Annotated in this window: 10 protein-coding genes; 5 read left to right on the forward strand and 5 right to left on the reverse strand. The window is 62.9% G+C overall.

Annotation, left to right across the window (positions count from 1 at the left end; genetic code table 11):
• Positions 1–87 precede the first annotated feature (87 nt).
• Together ACZ0AJ_RS20300 and ACZ0AJ_RS20305 are read left to right on the forward strand one after the other, a co-directional pair.
• Positions 88–1,659, forward strand: a complete 1,572-nt coding sequence (locus ACZ0AJ_RS20300; protein ID WP_499456224.1) for an acyl-CoA ligase (AMP-forming), exosortase A system-associated — start codon at positions 88–90, stop codon at positions 1,657–1,659.
• Between the two features lie 36 nt (positions 1,660–1,695).
• The gene (locus ACZ0AJ_RS20305; protein ID WP_499456225.1) at positions 1,696–2,943 is read left to right on the forward strand and encodes a pyridoxal-dependent decarboxylase, exosortase A system-associated; all 1,248 of its coding nucleotides are present in this window, start codon (positions 1,696–1,698) and stop codon (positions 2,941–2,943) included.
• Positions 2,944–2,968: 25 nt separating this feature from the next.
• Here ACZ0AJ_RS20305 and ACZ0AJ_RS20310 read toward each other — a convergent pair whose 3' ends face one another.
• From ACZ0AJ_RS20310 to ACZ0AJ_RS20320, 3 genes are read right to left on the reverse strand one after another with little or no spacing between them, the layout of a single operon-like run.
• Complete coding sequence (locus ACZ0AJ_RS20310; RefSeq protein ID WP_499456226.1) at positions 2,969–4,312, reverse strand: putative O-glycosylation ligase, exosortase A system-associated; 1,344 nt, start codon at positions 4,310–4,312, stop codon at positions 2,969–2,971.
• Positions 4,305–5,462, reverse strand: coding sequence for a glycosyltransferase family 4 protein (locus ACZ0AJ_RS20315; RefSeq protein ID WP_499456228.1), 1,158 nt, complete (start codon positions 5,460–5,462; stop codon positions 4,305–4,307). Before ACZ0AJ_RS20315 ends, ACZ0AJ_RS20310 begins: the two co-directional genes overlap by 8 nt.
• Positions 5,459–6,643, reverse strand: coding sequence for a glycosyltransferase family 4 protein (locus tag ACZ0AJ_RS20320; RefSeq protein WP_499456230.1), 1,185 nt, complete (start codon positions 6,641–6,643; stop codon positions 5,459–5,461). The genes ACZ0AJ_RS20315 and ACZ0AJ_RS20320 overlap by 4 nt, the downstream gene beginning before the upstream one ends.
• Before the next feature lie 280 nt (positions 6,644–6,923).
• Between ACZ0AJ_RS20320 and ACZ0AJ_RS20325 the strand changes: the two genes are divergently transcribed.
• Positions 6,924–8,288, forward strand: a complete 1,365-nt coding sequence (locus tag ACZ0AJ_RS20325) for a UDP-glucose dehydrogenase family protein (protein WP_258836993.1) — start codon at positions 6,924–6,926, stop codon at positions 8,286–8,288.
• Positions 8,288–9,277 carry an NAD-dependent epimerase/dehydratase family protein gene (locus ACZ0AJ_RS20330; RefSeq protein ID WP_258836994.1) on the forward strand — a complete coding sequence of 330 codons (990 nt, stop codon included), beginning with the start codon at positions 8,288–8,290 and terminating at the stop codon, positions 9,275–9,277. The genes ACZ0AJ_RS20325 and ACZ0AJ_RS20330 overlap by 1 nt, the downstream gene beginning before the upstream one ends.
• Positions 9,278–9,307: 30 nt before the next feature.
• On the opposite strand, the gene ACZ0AJ_RS20335 is transcribed toward ACZ0AJ_RS20330, so the two are convergent.
• On the reverse strand, positions 9,308–10,435 hold the full coding sequence (locus ACZ0AJ_RS20335) for a glycosyltransferase WbsX family protein (protein WP_499456231.1): 1,128 nt from the start codon (positions 10,433–10,435) through the stop codon (positions 9,308–9,310).
• A 39-nt stretch (positions 10,436–10,474) separates the two neighbouring features.
• Positions 10,475–11,518: a glycosyltransferase family 2 protein gene (locus ACZ0AJ_RS20340; protein ID WP_499456233.1), complete on the reverse strand. Its 1,044-nt coding sequence runs from the start codon at positions 11,516–11,518 to the stop codon at positions 10,475–10,477.
• Positions 11,519–11,719: 201 nt separating this feature from the next.
• Between ACZ0AJ_RS20340 and ACZ0AJ_RS20345 the strand changes: the two genes are divergently transcribed.
• Positions 11,720–12,601, forward strand: a complete 882-nt coding sequence (locus ACZ0AJ_RS20345) for a glycosyltransferase family 32 protein (RefSeq protein WP_499456234.1) — start codon at positions 11,720–11,722, stop codon at positions 12,599–12,601.
• Positions 12,602–12,604 lie beyond the last annotated feature (3 nt).

Below are 12,604 nucleotides of genomic sequence, written 5' to 3' on the forward strand. Positions count from 1 at the left end.
CGCATGGGCGTGAACTGGTAAGATGACGGGTGCCGCCAGCGGCGCCATGTCTCATCCATTCCCCAGCGGGCAAGGGCCCGGAGCGCGATGAATCACCTGATCCACGACAGCATCTTTGACAGCGCAGCACGCACCCCCGACGCCGAGGCCCTGGTCTACGGCGCGCAGCGTTGTACCTACCGCACACTGGCCGGCCAGGTAACGGCGATGGCCGCCCTGTTGCTGGCGCGCGGCCTGCAGCCGGGCGAGCGCGTGGCCGTGTACATGGAAAAGCGGATCGAGAACGTGGCCGCGATGTTCGGCGCGTCCGCTGCCGGCTGCGTGTTCGTGCCCGTCAATCCGCTGCTCAAGCCCGACCAGGTGGCCTACATCCTGGCCGATTGCAGCGTGCGCCTGCTGGTGACCACGCCCGAGCGCCTGGCGCAGCTGGCGCCCGTGCTGGCCGCATGCCCCGCCTTGCAGACGGTGCTGGTGACCGAAGGTGCGCTGGCCAGCACGCCCGCTGGCACGCCCGGCCCGCAGGTGCTGGCATGGAACGCCTTGCAGACGCCGCCAGCCGGGCATCTGCCGCATCGCCGCATCGACACCGACATGGCCGCGATCCTGTACACCTCGGGCAGCACCGGTGCGCCCAAAGGCGTGGTGCTGTCGCACCGGAATATGGTCGCCGGCGCCGCCAGCGTCGCCGACTACCTCGGCATGACGGCGGCGGATCGCCTGCTGGCAGTGCTACCGCTCAGTTTTGACTATGGCCTGAGCCAGCTCACCACCGCCTTCCTGCGCGGCGCGTCGGTGGTGCTCATGAATTACCTGTTCCCCAAGGATATCGTCGCTGCCGTGCGCGAGCACCGCATCACCGGCCTGGCCGCCGTGCCGCCGCTGTGGATCGCGCTGGCGCGTCTGGCTTGGCCGGCCGATACCTCGCTGCGCTTCATCACCAATTCCGGTGGCGCGATGCCGGTCGTGACGGTCGAGGCCTTGCAGCAGGCGCTGCCGCACACGGCGATCTTCCTGATGTACGGCCTGACCGAAGCGTTCCGCTCGACCTATCTGCCACCGGCCGAGGTAGCGCGCCGGCCCGGCTCGATCGGGCGCGCGATCCCGAATGCCGAAGTGCTCGTGGTGCGACCCGACGGCACGCTGTGCGACGCCGATGAACCGGGCGAGCTGGTGCACCGTGGCGCGCTGGTGGCGCTCGGCTACTGGAACGATGCGGCGCGCACGGCCCTGCGTTTTCGCCCGGCGCCCGGCCAGGATCCGGCGCTGCCGCTGCCTGAAATGGCGGTCTGGTCGGGCGACACCGTGCGCCGTGACGCCGACGGCTTCCTGTATTTCGTGGGCCGCAGCGACGAGATGATCAAGGTCTCCGGTTACCGCATCAGCCCGACCGAGGTCGAGAGCGTGCTGCACGCCAGTGGCCTGGTCAGCGAAGTCGCGGTGTTCGGCGTCGACGACGCCACGCTGGGCCAGGCCATTGTCGCCGTGGCCGTGGCCGATCCCGGCCTGGTCGACCGCGCCGCCTTGCTGGCCGAATGCAAGCGCCGCCTGCCGGCGTACATGGTGCCGGCGCAGATCGTGCTGCGCACCGAAGCATTGCCGCGCAACCCGAACGGCAAGATCGACCGCAACCTGCTTCGCCATACCCTCCAGGCCGGCTAGCGCCGGCGCCAATTTCTTTGTATTGACCGCTAGCCCATGACCGGCACCAAGCCCCAGCACGCTCCCCAGATCTACTTCCCGGTCGTCGACGATGTCCTGCACGTCAGCGGCATTCCGCTGCCGCGCCTGGCGCAGCGCGTCGGCCGCACGCCGTTCTATGCGATCGACCGCGCCCTGTGCAGCGCGCGCGTGGCCAGCCTGCGCGCGATCCTGCCGCCGCAGGTCGCGCTGCACTATTCGATCAAGGCCAATCCGATGCCGGCGCTGGTGCAGCATATGGCAGGCCTGGTCGACGGGCTGGACGTTGCCTCGGGCAGCGAACTGGCCATCGCACTCAACACCGGGATCGACCCGGCCCGCATCAGCTTTGCCGGCCCGGCCAAGCTCGAGGGGGAGCTGACCCAGGCGATTGCCGCCGGCGCCTGCCTGAACATCGAGTCGCAGCATGAGCTCGACAACGCGGCGCGCATCGGCGACCTGCTGGGCATCGCGCCGCGGGTGGCGCTGCGCATCAATCCCGAATTCGAACTCAAATCGTCCGGCATGCGCATGGGCGGGGGCGCCAAGCCGTTCGGCATCGACGCCGAGCAGGCGCCGGACGTATTGCGCCAGGCGGCGGCGCTGGGGGTCGATTTCGAAGGTTTCCACATTTACAGCGGTTCGCAGAGCCTGCGCCTGGACGCCATCATCGAGTCCCAGTCGCGCAGCATCGAACTGGCGATCCAACTGGCTGGCGAGAGCCCGCTGGCGGTGCGCCAGCTGAATATCGGCGGCGGCCTGGGCATCCCGTACTTCCCGGGCGAACAGCGCCTGGATCCGGCGCCGATGGGTGCGCATCTGGCAGCGTGGCTGCCGCGCCTGGCCGAGGCATTGCCGCAGGCGCGCCTGGCGCTGGAAATGGGCCGCTATCTGGTCGGCGAAGCGGGCGTGTACGTGGCGCGCGTGATCGACCGCAAGGTCTCGCGCGGCCAGGTATTTCTGGTGCTGGATGGTGGCATGCACCATCACCTGGCGGCATCAGGCAACCTGGGCCAGGTGATCCGCAAGAATTATCCGGTCGCGATCGGCAACCGCATGAATGCGCAGAACGATGCGCCGGACAGCGGCCCGGCATCGGCCACTGGCCCGCTGTGCACGCCGCTCGACATCCTGGCCGAGCGCATGGAACTGGCCCACGCCCGCGTGGGCGACCTGGTGGTGGTGTTCCAGTCGGGTGCGTACGGCGCCAGCGCCAGCCCGGCCGGTTTTCTCGGCCATCCGGCGGCGCTGGAGGTACTGGTCTGAGGCTGGCCTAAGGCTGACCTGCGGCTCAGGCGCCGCTGCGCGGGCGCGCCACGGCGGCCCGCGCTGTTTTTTTCGCCGTGCGGCGCGCCAGGTAGCGTTCGATGAACGCAAGGCGCATCGGCGGCACGTCGTCTTTCTGCGGCGCCCGGATCAATACCTTGTCGAGGCACGCCAGGATCGTGATGATGTAGTAGATCAGGTCGTAATACGCCATCGTCAGGAATGCACCCGCAGCGAGATAGCCGATGATGCTGACCTGGCACATCCGGGCCAGCATCAGCGCCCAGGCGAGATCTTCCTTGCCACGGCAATGGCGGATCACCCGCCCGCCGCAGCGCCACGCCACCACGAACATGGTCAGGAAAATCGCCAGTCCCATGTAGCCCTGTTCGCCCAGCACCTGGAAATAGATGCTGTGGGCATCGTAATAGCGCTCGGGATTCGGGGCGTACAGCAGGAACATCTGTGGCGAGAACACGCCCGGTCCGCCGCCCAGCGCGAAGTGGTTGGCGATATTGGCTGCGAAATACCAGGAATTGATGCGGCCGGTCGCCGACGCATCTTCGTCATAGGTCTGGATGGTGTTCATGCGGCCGGTCCACTCGGGCGGCATCAGGGCGAACACGATCGGCACGATCAGCACGAAGGCCAGTCCCGTCTTGAACTTGTGGGTCGATTTGAGCCACAGGAAGAAGCCCATGGCGAACGTTCCCAGCAGCGCGCCGCGCGAATACGAACCGATCGCCGCCAGCATGGTCAGCGCCACCATGCTCAGCGCCGCACGCTTGACCCACTTGTTCTGCGTGCGGGTCGTCATGTAGACGAGCAGCGGCGTGATCGTCACCATCGACAGCGCCAGCGTATTATTGTCGCTGATGAAGCTGTTCATCGGGCCGCGCAAGCCTTCGCCGCCGCCGCTGAAGATCACGAAGATGCCGCTCTTGAAACCCCAGAAGCCCAGCGACAGCGCGATCACCAGCGCCAGCACCTTGACGTCGCGTGCCGTGCGCACGGTCATGACGGTCACGAAGACCATCAGCATGGTCTTGGCGTAGCGGTCCCAGTAGTTCCACGCCTGGAACGGCAGTTGCGCGAAGATGGTCGTGATGGTGTACCAGGTGAAAAACAGCAGCATGACCACCACCGGCGCCGACATCGGGATCTTCTTCTGCTCGCGCGAAATCAGGATCGCGGCCAGCGTCGCCAGGCACAGGTACATCGCAAACGGGAAATTCTGCGCCGAGCCAAAGGTCAGGCGGTGCGGGTTCATCAGGCTGACCACGGCGTATGCCATGGCGCCCACGACGGGCCGCTTGAAGATGAATGGCATGATCCCCACGAAGGCGAGGAACAGGATAAGGTCACGCACGCTGGATCAACCTTTCGAACAGGGTGACGGCGCGGCGCGCATTGGCGCGCCACGTCAGCTGCTGCTCGTCGATGGCATCGCGCGCGCCTTGCGCCACGCGGGCGCGCAGCAGAGGGTCGTCGCACAGGCGCTTGACCGCGCCTGCCAGGCCGCCGGGCGCATCCGGGTCGAACAGCACGGCGTTGTGGTCGGCGCGCAGGATCTCGCGGATATTCGGCTGGTCCGGGCCGACAATTGCCTTGCCCAGCGCCAGATATTCGAACAGCTTCAAGGGTGAAGCATACTTCACCACGGCCGGTTGCAGTGCAATGTCAAACGCCGCCACGTAACGCGCCACGTCGTCGCGGCCGATGATGCCGGTGAACTGCACGCGGTGTCCGATGCCCAGGTCGCGCGCCTGCTGTTCGAGCGTGGCACGCACGGGGCCGTCGCCGACGACCAGCAGGTGCCGCCGTGCATCCGGCGGATCCTGCGCGATCAGTTCGATCACCTTGTCCAGGCCGTGCCAGTCGCGCACGAAACCGGTAAAGCCCAGCACCAGCACATCCTGCAGGCCCAGCGCGCGCTTGGCCTGTTCCACGTCCGGCGCGCCGGCAAAGCGTTCGGGGTCGATGCCGTTCGGGATCACGTCGATGCGTTCCGGCGGCACGCCGTAGGCCTGCACGATCTCGCCCAGCACGTGCGTGACCGGCAGCACCATGTCGGCGTTGCGCCACGCATACGCCTGCGACCAGCGGCCCAGCTTCGTCAGCGCCAGGCCGTCGTAACGGGTGCGCTCTTCCAGGATGGGGGCGTTCACTTCGAGCAGCATCGGCAGCTTGTACTTGCGCGCCAGCCAGATGCCTGCCGGCAGGAACAGGTTGTAGCGTTCATACAGCACGTCCGGGCGGTGCTGCTTGACGGCCTTGGCCAGGCGCCGGTACGCGACCAGGGAATACGACAGCTCCATCAATTCATAGAACGTCTTCGGCACATGGCGCTTGAGCCAGGCGACCGGGCCGGCATCCGAGCCGAACGATTCGGTTTCGGCGCTCGGTGGCGCCACGATCACGACCTCATGGCCTTCGGCGCGCAGCGCGCGGATCATTTCTTCGATGTGGACGTACTGGCCGTCCTTGGAACGGGTACGGTGGTGATAAAGGATTTTCACGCGGCTTTTCTCGCCAAGATGGAGTGGAACAGGTCGATCTGGCCCTGGGTGGTCGGTTGCCAGCCGAAATCTTCGGCATAGCGGCGGGTGGCGCTGTGCGCCGGGTAGTTGGCGCGCAACTGGCTCAGCGCCGCGACCAGGCCTTCGGGCGTGCGCTGCGGCATTAGGACGCCGGCAGCCGGCGCCGCCACCACTTCGGGCGTGCCCCACACATTGCTGGCCACCACCGGGGTGCCGCACGCCATGCTTTCGAGCAGCACATTGGCCCAGCCTTCGCGGCTCGACGCCAGCACCAGGGTGTCGGCGGCGTTGTAATACGTTTTCAGTTCGGTCTGCGGCACGCTGCCCAGGAGTTTGACACGGTCCTGCACGTTCAATTCACGCGCCAGACGCTCCAGATTGTTTTTTTCCGGGCCGATGCCGGCGATCAGGAGGTCGACGTCCGGCAACTGGGGCAGGGCGCGGATGATCAGGTCGTGCGCCTTGCGCGGATCGAGCAGGCCGACCGACAGCAGCGTGAAGCGTCCCGGCGCCAGCCCGACGGCGGCGCGCGCAGCAGCGCGGTCGATGGGCGCAAAGCGCTCCAGATCGACGCCGTTGCGCAGCGGGGTGATATTGTCGGGCGCAACGCCCAGGCCCACCATCTCGTCCTTGAGCGCCTTGCACACGGTGATGATGCCGTCGGCGTCGCGCGCCGCGTCCAGGATCAGCTGGCGCGGCCGTGCGAACTGGGGAATCAGGTTGATGTCGGTGCCGCGCGCCGTGATCACCACCGGCTTGTTGAAGTGCTTGCCGAGCATGACGGCCGCCACCCCGTCAGGGTAGAAATAGTGGGCGTCGATGGCATCGAAATCGTAGCCGCTGTCGAGGATGCGGCCGATCTCCTTTTTGGCCGCATGCGCCAGCGTGTAGGGCGTGACGTTCATGCCCACGCGCGGCAGCACCAGGTAGCGCGGGTGCGTGACGTCGATGCCGTTGCGTGTTTCGCGCCGCGGCACCTTGGCCAGGGTGCCATAATGGCCGAAACGCTCTCCTTTGAGCGGGAACCATGGCACTGGCGCCACGACACGTGACTCGACCTGCCCGCTGGCAATCAGGTAGCGCAATCGGGTTTCCACGAAGATGCCGTGGTTCGGTTGCTGTGAATTGGGATACAGGGTGCTAAAGGTGAGTAACTTCATCGTGTCGTGCCGGGTGCTGATCGGTGCACCGCCGGATGCGTGGATCCGGGAGTGGAAGTGTTGAACTGCAATGTCGTGATTATGCGAAAAATTTTGCCTGAGGGCAGCACAATTGGCGAGCAAACGCATAAATTTTTGACAACCATGATACTATAATTCAAGTTTTGTACGCATTTGTTACGTGTGGCAATTATTTTTCAATCTGTGGAAAAATAGCCTGGTTCGCCGTGCTGCTCTGCCCGGTTCTATTTTTCAGTTACCTAGTTCCCCAATATAAATCATGAAGATCACCATCATTGGCACCGGCTACGTCGGGCTCGTTTCAGGCGCTTGCTTCGCCGATGTCGGCAACACTGTACTGTGTCTCGACGTCAACGAAGAAAAAATTGCAATGCTCAAGAACGGCGTCATTCCGATTCACGAGCCTGGCCTCGACAACATGGTCGAGCGCAACGCCAAGGCAGGTCGCCTGCTGTTTTCGACCAGCTACGACGAAGCTGTCGCGCACGCGGACTGCGTGTTCCTGGCAGTGGGCACGCCGCCTGACGAAGATGGCAGCGCCGACCTGACCCACATCCTGGCCGCCGCCCGTTCGATCGGTCAGCGCATCGACAAGCCAGTGGTCGTGGTCGACAAGTCGACCGTGCCGGTCGGTACCGCCGATAAAGTGCGCGCCGCCATCCAGGGCGAGCTCGACAAGCGCGGCAGCACGCTGTCGTTCTCGGTGGTGAGCAACCCTGAATTCCTGAAAGAAGGCGCGGCCATCGACGACTTCATGCGGCCTGACCGCATCGTCGTCGGCAGCGACGACACCGTCGCAACCAAGCTGATGCGCCAGCTGTACGCACCATTCAGCCGCAACCACGAAAAGCTGGTCGAGATGGACGTGCGCAGCGCCGAGCTGACCAAGTACGCCGCCAACGCCATGCTGGCCACCCGCATCAGCTTCATGAACGAGCTGGCCAACCTGGCCGAAGTGCTGGGCGCCGACATCGAGGCCGTGCGCCACGGCATGGGCCTGGACCCGCGCATCGGTTCGCAGTTCCTGTACGCCGGCATGGGCTACGGCGGTTCGTGCTTCCCGAAAGACGTGAAAGCGCTGGTCAAGACCGGTGGCGATCATGGCCAGGTGCTGCACATCCTGGAAGCGACCGAACTGGTCAACGACAACCAGAAAAACGTGCTGTTCAAGAAGCTCACGCGCTTCTACGGCGGCGTCGAAGGCCTCAAGGGCAAGACGGTCGCCGTGTGGGGCCTGTCGTTCAAGCCGAACACCGATGACATGCGCGAAGCGCCAAGCCTGGTGCTGCTCAAAGAACTGTTCGACGCCGGCTGCCACGTGCGCGCCTACGATCCGGTCGCCAGCAGCGAAGCGCTGCGCGTCCTGGAACGCGAACACGGCGCCGCGCGCGTCGAGTCGATGCTGACGATCGTCAGCTCGGCCGCCGCAGCAACCGAAGGCGCCGATGCGCTGGTCCTGGTCACCGAATGGAAAGAATTCCGTGCACCGGACTTCGCTGGCCTGGCCACCATCCTGCGCGACAAGGCGATCTTCGATGGCCGTAACATCTACGATCCGGCCGTCGTTGCTGCTGCCGGCCTGGCCTACGAAGGGATTGGCCGCGTCAGCCGGACGGCCGCCTGATGCCAGCCCAGCGGATCCTCGTGACGGGCGCTGCCGGCTTTGTCGGCAGCTTCGTGGCCGCGCGCCTGGCGGCCATGGGCCATCAGGTCGTCGGCTGCGATAACTTCAACGATTATTACGATCCGCGCCTCAAGCATGACCGGGTGCGCGCGCTGCTCGCACCTGCCGGCGTCGTCTGCCACACGGTCGAACTGAGCGATGCAGCGCAGGTCGCCGCCCTGTTCGAGCGCGAGCGGCCGCAGCTGGTGGTGCACCTGGCGGCGCAAGCCGGCGTGCGCTACTCGATCGACAATCCGTCCGTGTATATCCAGTCGAACCTGGTGGGCTTCGGGAATATCCTCGAAGCCTGTCGCCAGGGGGCGATCGAGCACTTGTTGTACGCCAGCAGCAGCAGCGTGTACGGCAACAATGCCAAGGTCCCGTTCAGCGAAGATGACCAGGTCGATGCGCCCGTGTCGCTGTACGCCGCCACCAAGAAGTCCAATGAACTGATGGCGCACTCGTACAGCCACCTGTTCAAGTTGCCGGCCACCGGTTTGCGCTTCTTCACGGTGTACGGTCCGTGGGGCCGGCCCGACATGGCGTATTTCAGCTTTGCCGAGAAGATGATGCGCGGCGCCACGATTCCCGTGTTCGCTGAAGGCTTGCTCACGCGCGACTTCACCTATATCGATGACATCGTCGAAGGTGTGGTGCGTCTGCTGTTCAAGCCGACGCCGGCCACGGCGACCAGCGCGCCGCATACGGTGTTCAACATCGGCAACCACAATCCGGTGCAGGTGCTCGAGTTCATCCGCACGCTCGAGTCCGTGATGGGCGTCGAAGCGCGCAAGGAATTCTTGCCGATGCAGCCGGGCGACGTGCCGGCCACGCATGCGTCGATCGCCAAGCTCAAGGCCTGGGTCGACTTTGCGCCTACCACGCCGCTGGCGACGGGCCTGGCCAACTTCTGGACCTGGTACCGCGACTGGGCGCCGACGCGCGCCTGATGGCGCCGCGCCGGGCTTGATGTGTGCGCCCTATGCCTGGGTGACAGGATCGCTGATCGTTGTCTGTCCCAGGCGCTCTTTCTCCCGCTTCAGTTCGATTGCAATCGCTTCCAGGTACTGGTGACCGTCGCGCAGATCCGGCTCCAGGTGATTGCCTTCTGCCCACTCATTCCATGACTTCAGGAACACCAGGCGGGCATCGGCGCCCTGGGCGCGGTCACGCGTCAGGTCGAACGCTTTCTTGAGCGCCTTGCCGTACAGCTGCGGCGTAGCGCCCGTCAATACCAGGCCGCGCACGCCGCTGCGTGGCGTGTTATCCCAGCTATTGATGACCGACGGATAGCGTGTCGCCGGCAGCGCATCGGGCAGGAAGTACTTGATCGACTTTTCGTAATCGTGAATGGTGGGCACACCCAGCCGGCGATACGCCGCATGCTTGAAGAGCGTGACAGGATTTTTCCAGCTGCCCCATGCACGCAATGGCGCATTCGCGTTGTAGATCGACGCATCGAACCCGAAATCTTCGGGATTCGGTTGATCCGCACTGCAGACACCCACAAAGTAAATCCCTGGCAGCCCGGCTTTGGCGGCCATTTCACGCCAGCGCGCAATCGTCGCTTTCGTGTCGGTGATCTTGAATGGACGGTACACGACAAAGATGGGCTTGCCATCGACCTTCATGTAGCGCCGGTCGTTGAATGCCGGCAGCAGGGAATCGAAATGGCGCTGGTCGTCTTCGGCGCCTGGATACGTTTGTTCGATCAGTACGCGGTTCTCGGCGCCGTGCCAGACGCCGCTCCAGGTTTCGTTGGCCCAGCACAGGCAGAACGGGAAATCCGGTTCTCCCGACGCCAGCACTTCGGCGAATGGCCGTTCGAGCACGCGTTTGCCGTTGCCGAACCAGTAGTGGTAATAGCAGAAGCCCTCGATGCCGTATTGCCGCGCAAGGTCCGCCTGCGCCTGGCGGGTTTCCGCCACGCGCAAATCGTAGAAACCCAGGTCGGCCGGCACGTGGGGCTGGTAATGCCCCGGAAACCGGCGCCGTGCCTTGGCAGTATTGGTCCATTCGGTGAAACCCTTGCCCCAGAATTTGTCATTGTCCGGAACCGGATAGTACTGGGGCAGATAAAAGGTGATGAGCCGTGGCATTGCAGTCATGGGGCGTCCAGATAAGAATTAAAAATAGTCGAGATCGGGTTATTCAATCGCGTCTTTATATTGGCGCTGGGGCGGCAATGGCGAGAAATTTGTGACGACCATATAGGCCCTGATCAAGATGCTTTTGATGCGAAACTTCATTGAATCGGTATGTTTTCCCAATAGCGGGAAAATACAGGCAGCCAGGGCCAGTTTTTTCCGGCCAAACGCTTCTTCGAACGCCCACAGGCGGTGGTGGTCGATCATCGACTTGAATATGGCGCGATCGGCTTGCGGTCGGCCGTGATGCAAGTTGGCGTGCTCGAGCACGGCGATTTCACCCAAGCGCTGGCGCAGTTTGCTTTTCGATTCATTACCGGGATGACGCCGGATCAGGGTAATCGGCGCCATGCACAACGCGACGTTACCTGCGTTGACAACACGCAGTGAGAATTCCCAATCTTCGGACGGTACGCCATCGAATGCCGGATCGAACCCGCCAATACGCGTGTAGAACGACTTTTTCAACGTCACGCCGCTCACCAGGAGCAGCTGGAACTGGCTGGTCTTGGCGTATAAATCCGGTATGTCGGCAGTGAAATTGGTTTCGCTGCGGCTGCCGTCAAAAAAACCTGCCGGCGCCCGTGAAAACGTGTCTTTCTGTAGATCGTCCCCGGTAAATACCTGATGGTTGGTATACACGGTATCGTACCCTGGGTTAGCCTCGAGCCAGGCGTGCACCGTGGCGACGTGGTCGGGCGTGAGCAGGTCATCGGAATCGCACAGGGTGACATAGGGCGTGCTGGCGCGCTCGACGCCCATATTGCGTGCGCGCTGCACGCCGATCTTGGGCGCGGCAATGACCGTGATGCGATCTTCGAATTGCTTCAAGACCTCGAGCGTATGATCGGTCGATGCATCGTCGACGACAATGATCTGTGCAAATGGGCGAGTCTGGTTCAACGCGCTCTCGATCGTGGCGCCAATCAGATCTGCCCGATTGTAACTGGGAATAACTAAACAAATTTCCATGAATGCCAGACAGTTTAAATAGCGGTTGAGATAATCTGGAATCCCGTCAGCATCCAGAATCTGCAGTTTCATTTGACAGCCATACTACCAAAATCTTGCCGGCGCTCGCTCGCGCGCTGCACCTCAGTTGAATCAATCCGCCTATTCCAGCGATTCGCCCGCGCGCAAAATTCGATTGCAGTAGCAGGCGGTTGATGCTAGGGTAGGCATGATTCCCATGCCTTGCATCCCCTGTTTGCAACAACGTATTGCTTGAATTTCAGAATAACGATTATGTCCATTAAAACGCTCCTGTTTCCATCCTTGAATCTCGCGCCACAGAAACGCGTATTTCCCGAGGTGCCGGCACAGGCAACGATTCCCCGCATTATTCACCAGACTTTTTACAATCCGGAATTGCCTGAGGCGTTACAAAAAAACGTCGATCAACTCAAGCAACTCAATCCCGGCTGGGAATACCGTTTTTACGACGATGCCGCAATCATCAAATTCATTTCAGCAAACTATCCACCCGAAGTACTGGCCTATTTCGAACGGATCGATTCCCGCTACGGTGCTGCACGTGCCGACTTGTTCCGTTATCTGCTGCTGTACAAGGTCGGCGGCGTGTATCTCGACATAAAAAGTACCGCAACCAGGCCACTCGATGCCGTGCTGCTGCCACAAGACCAGTTCTTGCTGTCCGAGTGGAACAACGACAACGACGGCTACGATGTCTGGGGCAAGCATTACGAATTGCGTGGATTCGGTGGCCGCGAATTTCAGCAGTGGTACATCGCTGCTTCGCCCGGCCATCCTTTCCTGCGTTCAGTCATCGACAACGTCCTGGCCAATATCGATACCTATATTCCCGGTTTACACGGAACGGGCAAGCCGGGCGTACTGCGTGTGACCGGGCCCATTGCGTACTCGCTGGCGATCCACCGGATGCTGGCGCAGCATCCTCACCGGCTGGTCGACAGCCAACGCGACCTGGGCCTGGAGTACACCGTCCTGAAACAGGATTCACACAAGACCGCGTTCAAATCCCACTATTCACTGCAAACGCATTCACTGATCAAGCTGGGTTTTCTCAAGCAACAACTCAACCATTTCTACCGGTTCGCACAATGGGTGCATGACCTGCGTGCCCGGCGCCAAGGCAATAAGGGCTGAACG

The sequence above is a fragment of the Telluria sp. AC161 genome, assembly GCF_979258535.1.

Coding starts and splice junctions, on each gene's coding strand:
- ACZ0AJ_RS20345 (WP_499456234.1), top strand. CDS start 11,720: ATGTCCATTAAAACGCTCCTGTTTCCATCCTTGAATCTCGCGCCACAG.
- ACZ0AJ_RS20335 (WP_499456231.1), bottom strand. CDS start 10,435: ATGACTGCAATGCCACGGCTCATCACCTTTTATCTGCCCCAGTACTAT.
- ACZ0AJ_RS20300 (WP_499456224.1), top strand. CDS start 88: ATGAATCACCTGATCCACGACAGCATCTTTGACAGCGCAGCACGCACC.
- ACZ0AJ_RS20330 (WP_258836994.1), top strand. CDS start 8,288: ATGCCAGCCCAGCGGATCCTCGTGACGGGCGCTGCCGGCTTTGTCGGC.
- ACZ0AJ_RS20340 (WP_499456233.1), bottom strand. CDS start 11,518: ATGAAACTGCAGATTCTGGATGCTGACGGGATTCCAGATTATCTCAAC.
- ACZ0AJ_RS20325 (WP_258836993.1), top strand. CDS start 6,924: ATGAAGATCACCATCATTGGCACCGGCTACGTCGGGCTCGTTTCAGGC.
- ACZ0AJ_RS20320 (WP_499456230.1), bottom strand. CDS start 6,643: ATGAAGTTACTCACCTTTAGCACCCTGTATCCCAATTCACAGCAACCG.
- ACZ0AJ_RS20305 (WP_499456225.1), top strand. CDS start 1,696: ATGACCGGCACCAAGCCCCAGCACGCTCCCCAGATCTACTTCCCGGTC.